A 19,153-nucleotide genomic window follows, 5' to 3' on the forward strand; every position below is an offset into this window, starting at 1 on the left:
GAACTTCAGGGTCATGGGTCGATTGGTCGGGCGTTGGTTTTTTGCTGGCCATGGGAACTCCTTGCGGCCCTCGACTTAAGATTGATACACCAGATCTGTCTCACCTATGGTAGCACAGAGGGAAGCTGCTCAACGCGCACATCAACGGTTTCCATCAAGCCCGTGGTGAGCTGGATGAGGCGATGCTGGACGACGGGATGCAGGGTGGGAAGATGCAGCCGAATCCATGGACTAATACACTGGGCTGTTGGCGAATCGGCGTATAATAAAGGGGCTGATTCCATCGCGAACTCCTGCTAGGATTAAGGTTTAAGCATCCATATCATAGCGGATAGCGTTGATGGAGTCAGCTTTTTAGTTCCAAGTAGCAATCGATGTCATGCAGTAAGGATGCCAGCGGGTAAGTTTTAATCCCTTGCAGGGATTCGGTATTTATTGAACTTTGGAATGCCGCCGCCGCTGCCAACATAAATCAGGTTTTAATCCCTTGCAGGGATTCGGTATTTATTGAACGTGTCTATGGGATTGATCGTAAATCACCAGAAATGTTTTAATCCCTTGCAGGGATTCGGTATTTATTGAACGGTTGCCAATCGTCGTTATCGAAATATCTCATGCCAGTTTTAATCCCTTGCAGGGATTCGGTATTTATTGAACCTCCGCCACAACGGGGGCAGCCCGATCTTCAACCACGTTTTAATCCCTTGCAGGGATTCGGTATTTATTGAACGTGCTCCAGAATGGGCGTTCATCCACAATACAACAGTTTTAATCCCTTGCAGGGATTCGGTATTTATTGAACGGATTTCAAAACGTTGGCCGAGCCACTTATTCAAAGGTTTTAATCCCTTGCAGGGATTCGGTATTTATTGAACGGGCTGCCCAATTCCAGTTCGGTTTGGGCAACGTTGTTTTAATCCCTTGCAGGGATTCGGTATTTATTGAACTCAACCGATCCAGCTCGGCAGCGTCAGCATCGGCCAGTTTTAATCCCTTGCAGGGATTCGGTATTTATTGAACCAAGTTGCGGCTGATGCTGCCCCATTCGCCCAAGTACAAGTTTTAATCCCTTGCAGGGATTCGGTATTTATTGAACCAGGGCTTCAAACCGCCGAAGGCGTGCAATTCACGTTTTAATCCCTTGCAGGGATTCGGTATTTATTGAACCGCTCGGCATCAGCAGCAGCTTTCTTAGCCGCTTCGTTTTAATCCCTTGCAGGGATTCGGTATTTATTGAACCCGAATATCGACCAACGGTGCAGGGATAGAGAAAAGTTTTAATCCCTTGCAGGGATTCGGTATTTATTGAACCACGAGCGGCCACAACGATTTTATGAACGACCGTTTTAATCCCTTGCAGGGATTCGGTATTTATTGAACAACGCCAGCGACTTGCCGACCAGCCTTTGCTACCAAACTAGTTTTAATCCCTTGCAGGGATTCGGTATTTATTGAACTAATTCCTTGCGCAATCGAGTTGCGGTGAGAAGCCGTTTTAATCCCTTGCAGGGATTCGGTATTTATTGAACCAGATCGGCGACTATATCGCGCTTCACGCTGGCATGTTTTAATCCCTTGCAGGGATTCGGTATTTATTGAACTACGCGAGGTTGCGGTTGCTGCCTTCGAGAAGGGTTTTAATCCCTTGCAGGGATTCGGTATTTATTGAACACCCGTTGCGTTTGTGGTTGATGAGCGCGGCGAATAGTTTTAATCCCTTGCAGGGATTCGGTATTTATTGAACGCAGCGCTCTGGCGCTTGGTCAAGAATCTCTTTCATGTTTTAATCCCTTGCAGGGATTCGGTATTTATTGAACGATGCTGCTTTTTGCATTGCCATACAAGGCATCTTGTTTTAATCCCTTGCAGGGATTCGGTATTTATTGAACAAGATTCGGCGGCACAATCTCGATATTCTGCGCTTGTTTTAATCCCTTGCAGGGATTCGGTATTTATTGAACTCATGCCCAATCCTCCTGTGGCTGCCAGTTGCGAATAGTTTTAATCCCTTGCAGGGATTCGGTATTTATTGAACCTGATGGGCAATCCATTGGGCAGCGGCGTGGTCAATATGTTTTAATCCCTTGCAGGGATTCGGTATTTATTGAACATAAATTCTCGCGTGGAGTGTCCATTGAGCATCTGTTTTAATCCCTTGCAGGGATTCGGTATTTATTGAACTTTGGCTTTCGCACCTTGGGGAGCTTTGATGAGCGTTTTAATCCCTTGCAGGGATTCGGTATTTATTGAACGCCAAGACGGAATAAGACGAAAGTTGACATGCTGAGTTTTAATCCCTTGCAGGGATTCGGTATTTATTGAACTGGATGTCACGACACCAGCTATCCCAGTGTCCAGTTTTAATCCCTTGCAGGGATTCGGTATTTATTGAACCCCCTGATGGGTCACTTGCTGATGATCGAAATGTTTTAATCCCTTGCAGGGATTCGGTATTTATTGAACGACCGCTACGAGGAATGCGCCGAATTGCTGAGCGAAGTTTTAATCCCTTGCAGGGATTCGGTATTTATTGAACCAGGAGCGCTGCCCATGTCCCCCAATCTCGAAGCGTTTTAATCCCTTGCAGGGATTCGGTATTTATTGAACCTCATGGCCGCTGCCATTGGCGGACGCAAGATGTTTTAATCCCTTGCAGGGATTCGGTATTTATTGAACATTCAGAAGATCGTCCAAGACTTTCCCAAGCGCAAAGTTTTAATCCCTTGCAGGGATTCGGTATTTATTGAACCTCCCAGCTTCACAGGTGCATGGTTTTACTGGTGCGTTTTAATCCCTTGCAGGGATTCGGTATTTATTGAACCAAGGCGATCATGCCCGCGTTCCGCAAAATCCTTCGGTTTTAATCCCTTGCAGGGATTCGGTATTTATTGAACGTCAGGCGATCCGATTGTTGATTGAACAGTTGATAGGGTTTTAATCCCTTGCAGGGATTCGGTATTTATTGAACCAAAAGCTACGCCTGATAGCAGCCGAGCCGCACGTTTTAATCCCTTGCAGGGATTCGGTATTTATTGAACGTTGGCTTTGTTGCCTGGGTGGTTTACGGGCTGTTTTAATCCCTTGCAGGGATTCGGTATTTATTGAACAACTTGACCAGATGCAAGGCTACGTGGACGTATTTGGCGTTTTAATCCCTTGCAGGGATTCGGTATTTATTGAACTAACGTACCTTAAACGACGATAGGACGATAACGCGAGTTTTAATCCCTTGCAGGGATTCGGTATTTATTGAACACAGATGATTGTGTGTTGACGCATCAGTTCGTAGCACGTTTTAATCCCTTGCAGGGATTCGGTATTTATTGAACCTACTTGCCGATAAATTCGGCAGGATCGCTAGCTCGTTTTAATCCCTTGCAGGGATTCGGTATTTATTGAACAGCGTGCCATATCTAACTCCATTCAATAAATAAAATCGTTTTAATCCCTGCAAGGGATTCGGTATTTATTGAACAAAATTAAGCAAGGTAAAAATAAAGCAGATCTTGGTTTTAATCCCTTGCAGGGATTCGGTATTTATTGAACTACAACTTAATTGTGAGCACACCAAATACGAGCGGTTTTAATCCCTTGCAGGGATTCGGTATTTATTGAACGCCATAACGATAAGCCTGATCGTGCCTATCCCAATGTTTTAATCCCTTGCAGGGATTCGGTATTTATTGAACCCCAAGCCACGAATCGAACGAATGGCAACCGCTGGTTTTAATCCCTTGCAGGGATTCGGTATTTATTGAACCTTCATGCGACTTTCGCAGGTAGCTAAACTTTTCCCGTTTTAATCCCTTGCAGGGATTCGGTATTTATTGAACGTTTTGGCAGTGTTGACCGCCGGCGCGATCATATTCCGTTTTAATCCCTTGCAGGGATTCGGTATTTATTGAACCTTCTTGGGCCAGCTCGTATGCTTCGTTATCGTCGAGTTTTAATCCCTTGCAGGGATTCGGTATTTATTGAACCCAGGCTGGCCCGACGGGCGGCCAACGACAATGGAGGTTTTAATCCCTTGCAGGGATTCGGTATTTATTGAACATAAGCGCTTCCGGCGCGCCGGTGGCCAAGGCTAAAGGTTTTAATCCCTTGCAGGGATTCGGTATTTATTGAACAGCTTGATGGCGATAAATGGCGCGATATGTACGAGTTTTAATCCCTTGCAGGGATTCGGTATTTATTGAACAGCCAGCATGACAATACTGAGTGATTTACCGGAAGTTTTAATCCCTTGCAGGGATTCGGTATTTATTGAACAATACCTGTGGAAAACATGCCCGCTATGCGACAAGTTTTAATCCCTTGCAGGGATTCGGTATTTATTGAACCTCGGTCGGGTCGTCGCAACCTATCCCCAAACCAAGTTTTAATCCCTTGCAGGGATTCGGTATTTATTGAACAGAGTGCCAGCGGATGTGTCCCAAAGGCAATCGTTTTAATCCCTTGCAGGGATTCGGTATTTATTGAACTTTACATGCCTTGCGTGTGGATTTTTGTGGTGGGTTTTAATCCCTTGCAGGGATTCGGTATTTATTGAACATGCGCCATGGAATGTTGCGATAGCGTAGCGACAAGGTTTTAATCCCTTGCAGGGATTCGGTATTTATTGAACCGCTTCTACTGTGAGAAGGTCTATCAAGGCGCAGTTTTAATCCCTTGCAGGGATTCGGTATTTATTGAACCAACTCTCGTGATTCGCGCACCGTCGCATACTGCCGTTTTAATCCCTTGCAGGGATTCGGTATTTATTGAACCCATGATACAGTAGACGGTACTATCGTTTTGAGGAGTTTTAATCCCTTGCAGGGATTCGGTATTTATTGAACTGCCTGTGAGTTGCAAGCCACTGCCAGCCACCAGTTTTAATCCCTTGCAGGGATTCGGTATTTATTGAACCGAAGCTGTACCGTCCAGGTATGGCGATTCACATCAGTTTTAATCCCTTGCAGGGATTCGGTATTTATTGAACATGAACGGCGTGCCAGCCCTTCGGTTGATTAATGTTTTAATCCCTTGCAGGGATTCGGTATTTATTGAACCCCATGAGTTGGCCATGGTGGAAGCCAGAGCGCATGTTTTAATCCCTTGCAGGGATTCGGTATTTATTGAACTGGCCTAAGTCCGGCCATTTCTGCGCCTTCGTCAGGTTTTAATCCCTTGCAGGGATTCGGTATTTATTGAACAGTGCTGGTGTTCGAGGTCAATGGCCAAGTGGTCATGTTTTAATCCCTTGCAGGGATTCGGTATTTATTGAACATGTCGTCAGTGGCTCGGGGATTTGTGTCTCATCTCCGTTTTAATCCCTTGCAGGGATTCGGTATTTATTGAACCCGTGCCAGCGGTTGGCTGGGCGCGTGACTTGTGGAGTTTTAATCCCTTGCAGGGATTCGGTATTTATTGAACATAAAGTGACGTGGGAGGTGTTTGATTACGATTGGTTTTAATCCCTTGCAGGGATTCGGTATTTATTGAACGCCAAGAGGGGCCATGGAATACAGAGATATTGACGTTTTAATCCCTTGCAGGGATTCGGTATTTATTGAACTTAGGCTGCTCCATCTATCCCTAGCCATAGGAATGTTTTAATCCCTTGCAGGGATTCGGTATTTATTGAACTAGTCCCGTTGTTTCAGCGTTACCATGGCCAAAAGGTTTTAATCCCTTGCAGGGATTCGGTATTTATTGAACTGACCAAGCCTTGATTACGCGGCACTTAGACTTAATGTTTTAATCCCTTGCAGGGATTCGGTATTTATTGAACAAGCCGAGCCAAGCAGGCCTCACGCTCACGATCAAGTTTTAATCCCTTGCAGGGATTCGGTATTTATTGAACATTTATGCTTCCGCTCTGGATTCCAATTCCAAAATAGTTTTAATCCCTTGCAGGGATTCGGTATTTATTGAACCTCAATTTGATTTATAGGTACTATCCAATAGACGGGTTTTAATCCCTTGCAGGGATTCGGTATTTATTGAACCTACACCTTGAGCGTGCCATTGATTCAAAAACTGAGCGTTTTAATCCCTTGCAGGGATTCGGTATTTATTGAACATGGGATTACAGATCAAAATCTGCTTGCGTTTGGCAATGTTTTAATCCCTTGCAGGGATTCGGTATTTATTGAACGCGTGAAAGGCGCGAGGCGTTTTCCACACTCCAGTTTTAATCCCTTGCAGGGATTCGGTATTTATTGAACTGGTGGATATTCTGCCATCGTCGGCCATTTCCGTTTTAATCCCTTGCAGGGATTCGGTATTTATTGAACATCCGCCCATTTTCCTCTAGTTATCCCACATTGTTTTAATCCCTTGCAGGGATTCGGTATTTATTGAACCGGCATGCAATAATCACATTCCCTTCGTTATCGGTTTTAATCCCTTGCAGGGATTCGGTATTTATTGAACACGTCCATAAGTAGGTATGATGCGCGGGTAAGTTTTAATCCCTTGCAGGGATTCGGTATTTATTGAACACAGCTACCAGCTCTACCACTAAGCTACTGACGTTTTAATCCCTTGCAGGGATTCGGTATTTATTGAACCACAGCAATCTTAGATGCGTTTACTATGCAGCATGTTTTAATCCCTTGCAGGGATTCGGTATTTATTGAACCGCCCCTCGATTCTGGCCGCATTATACCACACCAAAATGACGCTCGATCGAGCAGCAGGCACGTTTGCTGCTCGCTGCTCTGGGAGCACGCAGGTTGTTTGCATAAATGCTTGACACTTGAATATCATCTAGGCCTTTCTGAAAGCCAATAGCATCTTTTGGTGTTTGATCGAGCAGCGCAGGCTGAGGCTTGCATGCACTACGCCGCTCGATCAATTTTTGGCTAAAGAATAATCGTAATCGCTTCACGTGGCTGTGGGCTGCCAAACGTAATCGCTTGCTCAACACACGCCCCGCAAACTCGATAAAGCCGAACGGTGTCGAGCGCAGGCTCAACGATTCGATTAAGTTTCGCGCGTAATTCTACCAAATGGCGTTTGGTTAGCCAACATTCAAACAATGAATATTGGGTCCAGTAGCCATAGCCGCATAGCAATTTGTGAATTTTGCTGCGTCGCTGATCGTTGGGTATGTCGTAGGCAATGATGTAGAGCGTGCTATCAGCCATCGTTTACCTCACGAGAAATGGAATATAGTGTTGAATTTCGCCCATCAGCGCTTTGGCCAGCAGACGCGCCTGCAATTCGATACAGCGCCGATAGCTGACGCGATAGCCAAAAATTGGGTGTTGAATTTCGCTGCTGAAACGTTCTTCGAGCTTGGTCAAAAAGAGTTTACGCCCTTCTTTGCTCAATTGAACGCTGCCAGGCTCGTGCTGAAAATGTTGTTTGTTGAGAATTTTGGTGTTAAGTACACTCAGCACGACTGAATCGACAATCACTGGGCGGAATTCTTCCATGAGATCGAGCGCCAAGGCGGGCTTGCCAAAACTCGATTGATGCAGCAAGCCAATGTAGGGGTCAAAGCCCACAATCGCCAATTGGCTCAAAACTTGGCTGGTCAGAATAACATAGCCATACGATAACAGGGCATTGACCGCATCAGGCGGCGGGCGACGGCGACGACCATTCCACTCCCATGGCTGGTTAAGCAATACGCTCCAACAATCCCAATAGGCGGCACTGCCTTGACCTTCACAGCCAAAAATTGGGCCAAGCCCATGCATGCGATCAAGTGGATCGTAGGTTGCTGGGATCGCTAAGCCATGTAAATCACGATGGGCTGATCGTAGGTGTTCAATTGCGTGGCTGAGGCGTGGCTCGCGTTGGGAGCGATTAAAACGCAAGATTTGGGTGCGAAGATTGCGCAATTTGCCATCAATAAAGGCGCGTGCCAGGCTAAAGCGTTGGCTGATGTCGGTATGGGCTGCATACTGCGCTAACCGCAATGTGGCATTGCGGGTCGGATCAGGCGTGAGCGCACCCTGCGAGCGCCCTGTATAGCTCAAAAAATGGGTGCAAATTCGCCGTTCAAGGAGGCTGGTAAGCGCTGAAGCAGTCAGGGTTATTTCGCCTTGCACTACAACCCGATCAATCACATTTAATGGAATGCGCACAACTTGGCGCTGGCGACCGAGCGTTTGATCTTCGGGAATTTCAACCCGCAAGGCCTCGCCTTCACGTTTGACAATACTATATTGCTCCGAAAGATAGAGTGTTTGCATGGGCCACTCCTTTAATCGTTTGCCTCGCTCAGCGGGTTTGGATTGGTCGTTAAATGGCGAACTTCATCAGGTAAACATAATGGTTGCAGGCTGCAATCACGGCATTTGGCTTTTTGGCTGGTTGGCGCTGGCAGTTGGTTGTTTTGACATAATGTATGCGCTTGCTCGATCACGGCGATTGTTTGCTGGCGCAGCTCAGGGTCAAACTCCACCCGTTCGCGCCGCCGATTGGCCCACGAAAAAATAAAGCCTTGGTTGATTGTGCAGGCAAACATTTCTTCTAAACACAGGGCTTGGGCACAAAGTTGCACATGATCATTGCGCCAACGGCCAAGTTTGCCACGTTTGTATTCAACTGGGCATAATTCGCCCTGATCGTTCGCCAATAAATCGACAATGCCCGTGATGCGCCAGCGTTGACTGCACACATAGACCGAGCGTTCCTGCACCTCGCCTGCAATCCAGGTGCGGCCACCAGCATCAACGCTGCTGTGCAGAATTTGGCCATCAGCGACAAATTCATTAATCAGCATTTCTGCTTGCAAATATTCGTAGCCAAAGCGGCGTGGGCAATAGGCTAAGGCATTGAGCATGGCAATTGGCACATAATCTGGCTCAAAGGCATTCATTCTTGCTCCTGCTGTTTGGTTTTGAGCCGTTGGACCAAGCCCATACCTTGGGTTGTTTTAGCGCCAACGCCAAGGTACATGGCTGCATCGGCAAGGGTTGTCAAAATTCGCCGTTCGTGCAGATCGCCTGCCAGTTTGTAGCAGACCTTGCCGAGGAAGCCGAGTTGTTTATTTTGGGCATGTAGCATATCGGTGTGTAATTGATAGCGTTTAATCTGAATATCAAATTGTTCTAATTGCTCGCAGCTTGCCAATGGCGTTGGGGCAAAGGCGTTCCAACGCCGTAGCAACGATTGAAAGACGCTTTGGCCATCGGGAAGCACGCCAATGCGCTGTTTGCCTGTCCTATCACGGCCCAATTTGAAGCAGGTTGGCGTGGCAAACCACAGCGTAACTTCATCGCTGGCTTGGGCTTGGTCAACCAAGGTTTGCCACGTGCTGGTGCCGGCCCAAGCGCTATCCTGGCTGGTGGTATGAATCGCGTGCAGCTTGAAGTTGCTGCTGCCCAAGCGTAATTGTTGCTGTGGCCGCTGCAAAAAGCTCTGAGCAAAGGGCCAATATAAATTTGCTTGCAGAAACGCAACCCGCAGTGGATAGCTTTCGCCATTGTGTAAACGGCGAGCCTGCTGAGGCAGCGGCGTAACTGTCCAGGGCTTGGTTTGACTGGCTGCATGCAATTGTTCCGATAACGCAGGATCGCTCGCTTTGATCAACTCTAAAAACAGCGCATGCGCCCGATGGCCTTGGGTTCGCTCAAGCTGCGTGCCATGAGCAGCAGTTAATTCAAGCACACAGGCAATTAATTCTGGTTGGGCAAGCATTGTGGCTCCTCTTACAACAAAATTGGCTGATCGTTGACTCGTTTTTGGCGCATTAGAAAGTGGCGTTTGAGTTCGGGGATAACATGAAAAGCCGCAGTTCCGGTTACCATGCTGTATTCTTCGAACATTCCATTAAAATCAACGTTTAAGCGTCGGCGAAAGATCGGGCCAGCCTGCAAGACCCGAATCAAGGCACTCACGCTGGTTTGATCAACAATCAAACAGGGAATTGAGTTGGTTTGAACCGCGTTATAAATGGCTGATGGCGTGGGTACAACCAGCCGAGTCGCATATTCAAACGCACTTAATCCTAGGCCCTTGAGGCCAACAATCGCGTTGCAATAGCGTTCTTCAAAGATTTTTTGCTCAAGCTGATCAAGGTTAGGATAGTCGAAGGCTAAACCAAGCTGGGTCGGTCGATGCTGCATAATTTGCAGATAGACAGCTGCCGTTTCACTGGGGCCAGCATCCTGCTCAAAGTGAGCTTTTGAGCGATAGATCGTCACCTCATAATTACAAAAAACGTGAAAGAGATCAAAATAGTTGAGGGTTTGGCTGGAAAGCAACTGTTTCGGATCGTAAATTGCTGCTTTTGGGCCTTGCCACGCCTCGCGAAAATTAAACAGCGCCTTGGTAATTGCTACCTGCGATTCGATAAAATCGATCAGCTCGGTTTGCGGCTTTTCATGGCCAATCAAGCGCGAATCAAGAATGGGGCGCACTTGCTGCGGCGAAACTTCTTGTTGGATAGATTTTGTTGACGCAAGCCAATTAAGGTATTTGGCATAATGCTTGGCAACTGCATTACGATCGGCCCACTTGGCGCTAGCGGTGAGCTTGAGCCATTGTTCGCGCTCCTCATACAGCTGATATACATGGCGAAAACTCTTGAACGTGCGTTTACTGGTGGGGGCAAAAATCTCCCGCATTGCCTCAAACAAGGCCTCTTGATCAGGATCGTCTTTGGGCGTTAGTTGCTGTACTTTGAGCAAAGGATAAAAACTTTCGAGCAAGGCATATTGGTTGATATAGCCTTCGAGTTGATGTTTAGCTGGTAGTTGTTCAAGCTGCTGAATAAGCGTGGCCCATTCGGCGCGATTGAGGGTCTGTTGATCCCAAGGTTTGAGCGCTGCAAACGCTTCTTCGCTGACAAAAACATGGGCTTCGCTTGGGATGGTTGTTTCGGCGCGACCTAATACGCGGCCTGCGCGGCCAATCCGCTGGGTTAGTTCATCGCCAAATTTCGCATCGCAGATTAAGCGATCGATGCTTTGGCGCGTTTTGCCTGGCCGCCCAAAGTTGTAGCCAATATCGACCGTGGGCGTAGCCAGAATAATGGGCCGCACCAAGCGCCGATGCTCGGGCGGCTCTGGCCCAGTGATGCGAACTGGCTTCAGCTGGCGTAAGCTAGCATATATGCGGTTGATTTTGCCAAGACTGCTGCTAATAATCACGCTATCGAGCGCATTTGCCTGCCAATCGTCAATAACCTGGCTTTGAGTTTGCAGCCATTCTTCAAGATTGGCATTGTGAATCTGCAAGGTTAGCGGTGTCAAGGTTGGCGTTGTCGGCAAATCGGCGCTGCTTGCTGGCTCGTTATCGGGGCCAACGCGTTGCCAGCCATCAGCCCCAAATAGTTGATTTAGATAGCGATAGACTGCATTGCGTGGTGTGGCTGAGAGCAAGCAAATTTTATAGCCAGCAGCAAAATAGCCCCATTCGTGCCAGAGCTTGAAGAAAAACAAGAAGTTGCTAAATTGCTTGGTATCGTAATAGTGAAATTCATCGATCACAATATAGCGAAATTGGCGAATAAATTTCTCCCAGACATTGCGCTGATCCAAGCGGCCATAGCGAAAATAGAGCGCCAAGTAGAAAATATCGGGGTTGGCGACTGCCACGAATGGCAGTTTTTCAGCATCATCTGGTAGCCCAAGTTCTTGATTGAACGTCAAGGGGTTGGCGATGAGGCGCTGCAAAATTTCGCCGCGCCTGGTTTCGCTGCTGATCGCGCGGATTGTCGCAGCATTAATCGGAACTGCACGCATTGGAATGTTGTTGGCATCGATAAAGGCCTGAGCATCGGCGCAATGCTGCTCAATCAGGGCATTAGTTGGCGCAATAATCAAGGTATTGTGGCCTTGTTGGGCTGGGTGCAGCAAGCGCAACAGTGCAGCGTTGGTTTTGCCAGTGCCAGTCGCATAGGTATTCATCACCAATGGCGTTTGTTCAAGCGCTTGGTAAGTGCGCACTTGATGATAAAGCAATGGTGTAGCGCCGCGATAGGCTGGAATAGCCGCTGCTGGAGCCAATTTTTCTGCATGCCCGGTTAATTGAATCGTGATCATTTGAAGGCCTCCAGATTAAAGGCCATACCTTTGGGCAGCAACTTGCCATCATCAAGTTCATAGCATGGGCCTTGCACATGGCTATTGCGAATTAATGGCGTTGGCGGCACATGCAACACATCAAAGGCCAATAAGCGACATGCTGGGTTGAGATCGGCTCCTGCCAGCAAAAATGGGATGCTTCCGCCAGCGCTTTCTGCGCGAATCGTGACAGGCTGGCTTTGCAGAAAAGCCTTACTCATCCATTTGCCAAGCCGCAAATAGCTGGGCAGGCGCAGATCGCTTTGACTGATGGCATAAAACTCGGCGCTTGTGCCAATGGCCAGTGCTCGAATGCGGCCAAATTGCGGGCGATTCTCGACCCGTACTTTTTTTGGTGTGCTCACGCCATCGTGGATATACCACGAGCTGCCATTGCGTTCGGCCCATGTGCCTTCGGGCGCGGTAATGATGGCGTTATTGCCCATGGCAAACCAATAGCTTTCTGCTTGGGCATTGAATTGACCAAGGCTAAATTTGGCTGCATCGGTAATCGTGGCAGGTGTCAAATAGACACCTGCCTGATTTAACGCTGCCAAATCTTGTTGATAGTAGATGGTTTTGCCATCGTTGTAGTAGCGGCTGGGTGCTAAGCCCAAGGCATAGGCCAAGGCGATATGCCCAATAAAGGCCTCAGTTTGATACAAATTGCTAATTTCACGGCTGCTAAAAAAGGTTGGCTCTTGCAACACCAGCCGACAGCGATAAATCTGTACCATGGTTATTTCCCTTTTTTCTGAGTAGCAGGATAACTGGCTGCCAGCCGCGAGAGCATGGTTTTGAGCTGTTCAGGGTCGGCATAGATTTGGCCCAATTCGGCAACCAAACTTTCACGTTCTGCTTCGCTCAACCAGGTAACTTGGCCAATGACTCGTTGTCGCAGCGCTTGCATGGCTTGTTGGGCGGCGTTGTTAATCGTGCTGGTGTGGAGTGGAAACGACGGTTCATACTCGTCGCCGCGCAATAAATCGTAGGTATGTTGCACCCACTCAAGGTTAGAGAACAATTCGCAATTGCTCCAGGCCATGCCAACAACGTGATTGCGGGTTTTGCCAATGCGCGAGGAGATTGCGCCATAGCGGCTTGAGCGCAGAATATTGCCAACGATATAGCGTAATTCATCGGCGCTGACATCCTTGAGGGTTTCAATATCGAGAAAGACACTTTCGGGCTTGACATATTCATCGGTGCCAATACTAGTCGAGGCATCGCCAGTTTCGGGGTTGCGCATGGTGCTGTTATCGAACAAGGCATTGAATTGGCGCGTGCCAATAATCGTTGCAGCAGGGTGCAAACTGAAGGCATCGTCGGTGATGACCCGTGAGCGTTGCGCTCCGCCGCCACCAGCAGCATAGCCATAGACCATACAATCGATACAGCGTTCGCAAGGGTTGTTGGTGTTGAGCGAGCAGATCGCATTGGCCTTGGGCGTGGTGTGCAAAAGCTGATATTCGCGCAGCAATTCGCGGCCCATGCGCCGCTCGACAGCAACTTGTTTGCGCTTGCTGATGACAACCCGTTGAATTAATTGGTTATCGCCGCCCTCCTTACCAGCAAAAACAAATTCGCGGTTAAGTGGCTCGCCGCTGCCTTCGGTGCGAAACATGGCCTCAGATTCGACGTGGCGCAGAATAAAGATGCTAACAAAACGGCCATGCGGATAGGGATTGTACTGGTCGATCAGGTGGTTTTGGTAGTTGTTCAAAATGCTCATTCTTGATGCTCCTTAATCAATGCAAAAACAATTATTCAGTTTCGTTGCTATCGTTGAGACCTTCTGCTTGGGCTTCTTCGGCGCTGAGTGGTTTGGCGCGGAAATGTTGTTGCAGATAAAAGTGATAGGCTGAGCGCAAAACTTTTTCGTGGTTGAGCAAGCGCGCAGGTTTGCCTGCATACACGCCATAATAAATATCGCTGAAAAATATTTGGACAAAAGCTTCGCAGGCGGCGAGTAGCTTCTTGCCACTCTTAAAGCCGCTCAACGTGCGGGTGCGTTGAATGTGCTGATACATATCTTCAATGGCTGCTGCTTGAAGCACCGCAGGATTTAACTCTTCGCTTTGCAGATTAATTTTGCGCAGCACTTCATCCAAGGCTGTGAGCATTGAACTTTTTTTCCACGAGGAGCCGCGTAAATTGCCTTGGCGGGCAATTTCGGCTAGCCGATTGAGTGCTATGTCAAGATCTTTCATCAAGCGATCCTCCATACTAAGGGCTAAAGCTCGGACTGGTTGGAACAGCGTGCGGATCAACCAAACTGAGGCCTGATGGCCAGCTTTGGCTTCGGCATATTTTTCGGCCAAGTAAAAAATGCGCAGCGGATGATCGGCCATTGCCCCAATAAAATCGACAACCGGATCGGCATTGGCCAGCGCCACAACCTCACGAATTTGATACAACCATTCAAGTTGTTGCCAGAGTTTGCTTAAACTGCCTGGGTCTTTGGATTTTTGGGCGAAATATTCGTAATCGTTTTGGCGCACGAAGCCACGGGCATGCAGCGGAGTCAAATCAACATACACATCGCCAAAGGCTTCTTTGCTAAGTGGTGGCACGGCGGCAGCGCTGAGCAAAACCTTGCAGCCAAAATGATGCTGCAATAACAAGGCGTGTTGCAAGGCAAAGAGAAAGCGCTCTGTATCGGTTTCGCCTGCAGGATTGAGCGGCAAGGTGATTAAACCGCCAAGTGTTTTGCTATAGCGCGGGCTATACAAACCATAAGGCTGGGCTTTATCGGCCTTGGTGCGCATGGTGAAATTCAGGGTTGGCGCACGCTTTTGGGCAATAGCCAAGATTGCTGTGCTCACATCGTTCAAGCGCACAGCTCCGGTCAGCGTATCTTCACGAGTCAAATGCTGAAAGGTTGAGCGTAAGCTTTCGAGTAATGGCGCTGGCAAAAACGAGTAGGGAAACATGTGCAAATAGATGGTACGCTCGCCACTGATCTCACGATAGTTGAGCTTTTCGACCAAATATTGGATTAAGCACAGCTCGCAAATGTGTTTAACTGGCTCGCCTGGGCCGCCAACCAGCCGATTTGAGAACATTTGAATTTTGATGTCGGAGCGCACATTGGCCGAACCCCATTTGTCGGTTTTCATTGGCAGGCTACATTGGACACATTGTTTGTAATTTTGGCGCACATAATTGGGCAGGCTGCCAGCAAAATCAGCGGCGCTGCGCTCCTGCCCATCAAACACCAACACATGTTGCAAATAGGCATCAATCGTTGCTAAGCGTGGGTCGCTCGTGGTTTGGCTATCGATCAGCCTGCTGCCATCGGCTTCAATGTTGGTATAGAGCTGTTCGCTGGTTAGTTGCAGTTCGGTGGCAATTGCATAGGCGCGATCCATGCGGGCATCAAAGCCATCGTAGACCGCCCAACGCTCTGCTGGAAGATCGAGTAATTGATAGAGATGCTGCCATGCATCGGGAATTGCCTGCTCGCAATGCTCGATGAGAAAAATGTAGTAGCTGCGAATTAGCTCGCCAAGCTGCAACTGGCTATTGGTTTGCGGCACGGGGCCACGTTCTAAAATGGCTTCGATTGCCTGCTTGGTTGCTTGCTGATCGCTTGGATTGGCTGCCTTGGCTTGGCGTTTGGCAAGCAGCTCGCGGGTGCGTTTGATTGATGCTTCGTTGAGTGCTTGCATTTTATCTGCTTTAACCATGCGGCGTTGAATGATAGCATCAATCGCGGCCAGAATTTTGGCGAATGGCAGATTGAGTTCTAAGCATTTGCGATCAACGGTGATGCCCATGTTGATTGCACGAATAAACTCGCGAAAGCCTGCGCTGGTCATTTCATTAATTGTGTCGGCCACGCGGGCGGCAATCGCTGAACGCACCGTCGAATCTAGGGTTGGCTTGTGACCTTTTGGTTGGAGATAGGCCACGCCATCGGGATAATAGAGCAATGGGATGAGGCCGAAGCGTTGGTTAATTTCCTCGACCACTGCATTGTGGATAATGTTGCTAAAACTGCCGCGCTGTTCGGCCACGCGATGCCGCCAAAAGGTATATTGTTGGTTGCTAAATGTGTTGATCGAATGCAGAAACTGATCTTTATGGCGTTGTTCTTCGAGGGTTTGCGACAAATCGATGCCATCTGCTGCCCGCATGAGCAACACAAGTTTATCGAGCCGATCCATGGGCAATTTGAATTTCGGCTGATTGTTCAAATTGAGGGCTTGCACGCCAGTCCAAGTATGGCCTGAATGGCGTTGCATCAGGCTAATAATATCGTTGAGATAGGCTTCGTAGCCCTCGAAAAACTCATCAAGTTTAACGTTGCTCATCTCGTGCACAACATTATTGGGCTTGGTTAGCTCTAAATAGCTCTGATACTGCTCGCTTGCTTGAACTTTATTGATGTCGTGGATTGTGAAGGCGGTAAACAAAACCTTGGTTTCTTCGTCGCTGAGTTGTAACAGGCCGCGCAAATGCTGAAGCACCAAGATGCCATTCAAAACGTGGTTATACAGCGATTCGCCTGCCTTGCCACCTTCGCTCAGGCTATATTGAATAACCTGTTTGTAGGGCAATAAGCCATCATTGATCACATATTTACGATAGCGTTCGAATAAATCCTCCTCGTTTGGGGCTGGGCCGAGTAAAAGGTCAAAGAATTTGGGGTCGATGGGTGTTGCGTCGCTGGCTGCTTCCTCCGCTTCTGCATTCAAAATTGCTTCATCATCCATGCTGCCTCCTGAAACGCACTATAACGTGAGAGGATGTAATTGCTTGCTGTGATGTTTTAAATCTAGTATACACGATGCTGCGGACACTGGATGTCCATTTTTGCTTGAGCGCATGGAATTTGGCCACGAATTTTGCCAATCCATGCGCTGTTGGGCGATTGCAGATTGAAGCTGATGCAGGATTTAGCGGAGTGTGAGGGTAGTCGGCGTATGCTAGAAGCGTTTTTCCATGCGAATGTCGGCCCACATGCGTTCTTGCCAGTAGGTAAACTCGTTGATGCGGCCAATTTCGCGGTAGCCCCGTTTTGTGTAGAGTGCAAACGCTGGCTGGTTAAATTCGAACACGCCTAGTTCAATGCGCTTGAGGCCTTGGGCAGCAATTTGTTGCTCTAAATAGTCGAGGGCTTGGTTGCCAATACCTTTGCCGCGTGCTTGGCTCTCGCCAATCGTAATCCCAATCCAAGCGCTATTTGCTTCGTGCTGCAAAAGCAGCGGCGGATCAATTTGATAACTCATTTCGCCAATTAAGCGCTGATCAGCATAAATTAGATAGATTGCTGTATCTTGAATGCGTTGTGCTAAGCTCGCAACCGTTACTTCCTTAAAGGCATTTAAATCTGCTTGATTGCGATTTAGGCGGGCGAGATAATTAATTTGTTGGTCATTTTCCCAACGCGTAAACGCCTCAGCGATTGCGGTAGTTGGTTCAGTGAGGCGGCTAAAGTGAATGTTGGTCATGCTCATTCCTTGCGCAAAAATTTGGTTCTTTGGCTATCGTACTGCGTTGGTTGGCAGCTCGCAAGTAACGCAGCATGATGAGCTATTAACCATTCATTCCCTCACCCCCCCAACCCCCTCTCCCACTAAACGCGGGCGAGGGGGAGCCGACCATTGTTCACCAAACATTGCGACAGAACCACGGAATGAACGCCCCTCGCCCGCGTTTTCATGACAACTCATGCAAGAACCACGCAAAAAAAGCCCCGCGCCCGCGCACGGGAGAGGGGTTGGGGTGAGGGGATCTTAAACCAATCACCAGCATCCTAGCGTTGGGTGATGAACATTGGCAAGCCATTACGCGAGCCGAGCGTACCGTCCATCCAAATTTGGGGCGTATGGCCGGGCACGTTGCGCAGGGCAAAATGGCGGGCAAGCATGGCCACAATCACATGCGATTCAAATAACGAGAAATTATTGCCAATGCAAATCCGTTGGCCTGCTGCAAATGGATGATACGCAAACGGATGGCGCTGGGCTTCGCGCTCTGGCAACCAACGATCAGGGTCAAAGCGCAGCGGATCATCCCAGAAATCGGGGTGACGATGGGTCAGATAGGGCATGACGGTCATGCGTGCGCCAATCGGCACCTTGATGCCATCAAATTCATCGGTTGCAACTGCATCGCGGGCATACATCGGCGCAGCGGGATAGAGCCGCAAGGTTTCTTTGATGACTTGCAAGGTGTAGGGCAATTGCTTGAGCAGCTCCAACGTTGGTGGATTGTCGCCAAGGACGCTATCGATTTCGGCCTGCATGCGCTCGGCAACCTCTGGATTATTGGCCAAGGCATACCACAGGAACGACAGCGTGCGGGCGGTGGTTTCGTGGCCTGCAAAAAAGACCGTAATTGCTTCATCGCGCAATAAAACCGTTGACATTGGCTCGCCGGTTTCCTCATCGCGGGCTTGCATCATACGGGTGAGCAAATCGTTGGGCCAGTGCTCTGGCGCTTGGCGTTGACGCTCGGCGATGATGCCTTGAATATAGTCATTAACCCGTTTGCGGGCATCCAAGTAGGCGCGATTTTTGGGTGTTGGCATCCACAAGGGCGCATGCAACGGGTTCATTTGGCGGCTTGATGCAAAGCCAATCATGGTTTCGACGGCATGTTTGACCCAAGCAATCGTTTCGTCGGCTTCGAGGGTAAACATACTTTTGAGAATGATCGAGGCCGTCAGCACCGACATTTCGGTCAGAATATCGAGCGGCTCGCCCTGTTTGGCGGCAGCAGACCAGCGCTCGCGAAACCAAACCCCATCGTCAACCATAATTGGCAAGTAGGTTTCGATTGAGCGGGGCGTGAAAAACGGAGCCATCAGTTTGCGTTGCCGCCGCCACAAGCTGCCAGTGCTTGCCACCAAGCCATCGCCCAATAACAGTTTGCGCACGCCTTCATAGCTCGCTTTTTTCGAATAGGTATCGCGTTGCTCAACCATCACCCGTTTGACATGATCAGGGTGCACAATCAAAAACATATCTTGCGAGCCAAGTTGCAAATGCGCGAGATCGCCATAGCGTCGCCAGGTTGATTCAAAAAATTGGAGTGTTCCTTGGCGTTTGACCTCAAGCGCAATATCAAGCGCCAAACGGCTGCGCCGATGTGGGATTGAACGAACGGCGGTTGTCATAACAAAAACTCCTTCGATT

At 48.6% G+C, this 19,153-nt stretch carries 11 protein-coding genes and 1 CRISPR repeat array; all 11 genes read right to left on the reverse strand.

Going from position 1 to position 19,153, the window contains the following annotated elements:
• Positions 1-104 precede the first annotated feature (104 nt).
• Positions 105-284 (reverse strand): hypothetical protein, encoded by a 180-nt coding sequence (locus C5S61_RS13210; RefSeq protein ID WP_110515519.1) that lies wholly within the window; start codon positions 282-284, stop codon positions 105-107.
• 120 nt (positions 285-404) lie between these two features.
• Positions 405-6,625: a CRISPR direct-repeat array (repeat unit 37 nt; unit sequence GTTTTAATCCCTTGCAGGGATTCGGTATTTATTGAAC).
• A 223-nt stretch (positions 6,626-6,848) separates the two neighbouring features.
• Positions 6,849-7,133 (reverse strand): CRISPR-associated endonuclease Cas2, encoded by a 285-nt coding sequence (cas2, locus tag C5S61_RS13215; protein WP_110515520.1) that lies wholly within the window; start codon positions 7,131-7,133, stop codon positions 6,849-6,851.
• 3 nt (positions 7,134-7,136) lie between these two features.
• Complete coding sequence (gene cas1d, locus C5S61_RS13220) at positions 7,137-8,189, reverse strand: type I-D CRISPR-associated endonuclease Cas1d (protein WP_110515521.1); 1,053 nt, start codon at positions 8,187-8,189, stop codon at positions 7,137-7,139.
• Positions 8,190-8,200: 11 nt separating this feature from the next.
• The gene (cas4, locus tag C5S61_RS13225; RefSeq protein WP_110515522.1) at positions 8,201-8,818 is read right to left on the reverse strand and encodes a CRISPR-associated protein Cas4; all 618 of its coding nucleotides are present in this window, start codon (positions 8,816-8,818) and stop codon (positions 8,201-8,203) included.
• Positions 8,815-9,639: a CRISPR-associated endoribonuclease Cas6 gene (gene cas6 / locus C5S61_RS13230; protein WP_110515523.1), complete on the reverse strand. Its 825-nt coding sequence runs from the start codon at positions 9,637-9,639 to the stop codon at positions 8,815-8,817. Before cas6 ends, cas4 begins: the two co-directional genes overlap by 4 nt.
• Positions 9,640-9,650: 11 nt before the next feature.
• Positions 9,651-11,987, reverse strand: coding sequence for a type I-D CRISPR-associated helicase Cas3' (gene cas3, locus C5S61_RS13235; RefSeq protein WP_110515524.1), 2,337 nt, complete (start codon positions 11,985-11,987; stop codon positions 9,651-9,653).
• Positions 11,984-12,745: a type I-D CRISPR-associated protein Cas5/Csc1 gene (gene cas5d, locus C5S61_RS13240; RefSeq protein WP_110515525.1), complete on the reverse strand. Its 762-nt coding sequence runs from the start codon at positions 12,743-12,745 to the stop codon at positions 11,984-11,986. The genes cas3 and cas5d overlap by 4 nt, the downstream gene beginning before the upstream one ends.
• Positions 12,746-12,747: 2 nt before the next feature.
• A complete protein-coding gene (gene cas7d, locus C5S61_RS13245; RefSeq protein ID WP_110515526.1) occupies positions 12,748-13,740 on the reverse strand; it encodes a type I-D CRISPR-associated protein Cas7/Csc2 in 993 nt (330 codons plus the stop codon).
• A gap of 31 nt (positions 13,741-13,771) precedes the next feature.
• Complete coding sequence (gene cas10d / locus C5S61_RS13250) at positions 13,772-16,726, reverse strand: type I-D CRISPR-associated protein Cas10d/Csc3 (RefSeq protein WP_110515527.1); 2,955 nt, start codon at positions 16,724-16,726, stop codon at positions 13,772-13,774.
• Between the two features lie 213 nt (positions 16,727-16,939).
• Positions 16,940-17,464, reverse strand: coding sequence for a GNAT family N-acetyltransferase (locus tag C5S61_RS13255; RefSeq protein WP_110515528.1), 525 nt, complete (start codon positions 17,462-17,464; stop codon positions 16,940-16,942).
• Between the two features lie 305 nt (positions 17,465-17,769).
• Entirely contained in the window at positions 17,770-19,134 is a 1,365-nt protein-coding gene (locus C5S61_RS13260; protein ID WP_110515529.1) for a cytochrome P450, read from the reverse strand.
• Between the last annotated feature and the right edge of the window lie 19 nt (positions 19,135-19,153).

Source organism: Herpetosiphon llansteffanensis (genome assembly GCF_003205875.1).
Classification (GTDB): domain Bacteria; phylum Chloroflexota; class Chloroflexia; order Chloroflexales; family Herpetosiphonaceae; genus Herpetosiphon; species Herpetosiphon llansteffanensis.

What these genes read in the sequence shown, in the direction of transcription:
- C5S61_RS13260 (WP_110515529.1), bottom strand. Translation starts at nt 19,134, where the DNA reads ATGACAACCGCCGTTCGTTCAATCCCACATCGGCGCAGCCGTTTGGCG.
- cas10d (WP_110515527.1), bottom strand. Translation starts at nt 16,726, where the DNA reads ATGGATGATGAAGCAATTTTGAATGCAGAAGCGGAGGAAGCAGCCAGC.
- cas3 (WP_110515524.1), bottom strand. Translation starts at nt 11,987, where the DNA reads ATGATCACGATTCAATTAACCGGGCATGCAGAAAAATTGGCTCCAGCA.
- C5S61_RS13255 (WP_110515528.1), bottom strand. Translation starts at nt 17,464, where the DNA reads ATGACCAACATTCACTTTAGCCGCCTCACTGAACCAACTACCGCAATC.
- cas1d (WP_110515521.1), bottom strand. Translation starts at nt 8,189, where the DNA reads ATGCAAACACTCTATCTTTCGGAGCAATATAGTATTGTCAAACGTGAA.
- cas6 (WP_110515523.1), bottom strand. Translation starts at nt 9,639, where the DNA reads ATGCTTGCCCAACCAGAATTAATTGCCTGTGTGCTTGAATTAACTGCT.
- cas4 (WP_110515522.1), bottom strand. Translation starts at nt 8,818, where the DNA reads ATGAATGCCTTTGAGCCAGATTATGTGCCAATTGCCATGCTCAATGCC.
- cas2 (WP_110515520.1), bottom strand. Translation starts at nt 7,133, where the DNA reads ATGGCTGATAGCACGCTCTACATCATTGCCTACGACATACCCAACGAT.
- C5S61_RS13210 (WP_110515519.1), bottom strand. Translation starts at nt 284, where the DNA reads ATGGAATCAGCCCCTTTATTATACGCCGATTCGCCAACAGCCCAGTGT.
- cas7d (WP_110515526.1), bottom strand. Translation starts at nt 13,740, where the DNA reads ATGAGCATTTTGAACAACTACCAAAACCACCTGATCGACCAGTACAAT.
- cas5d (WP_110515525.1), bottom strand. Translation starts at nt 12,745, where the DNA reads ATGGTACAGATTTATCGCTGTCGGCTGGTGTTGCAAGAGCCAACCTTT.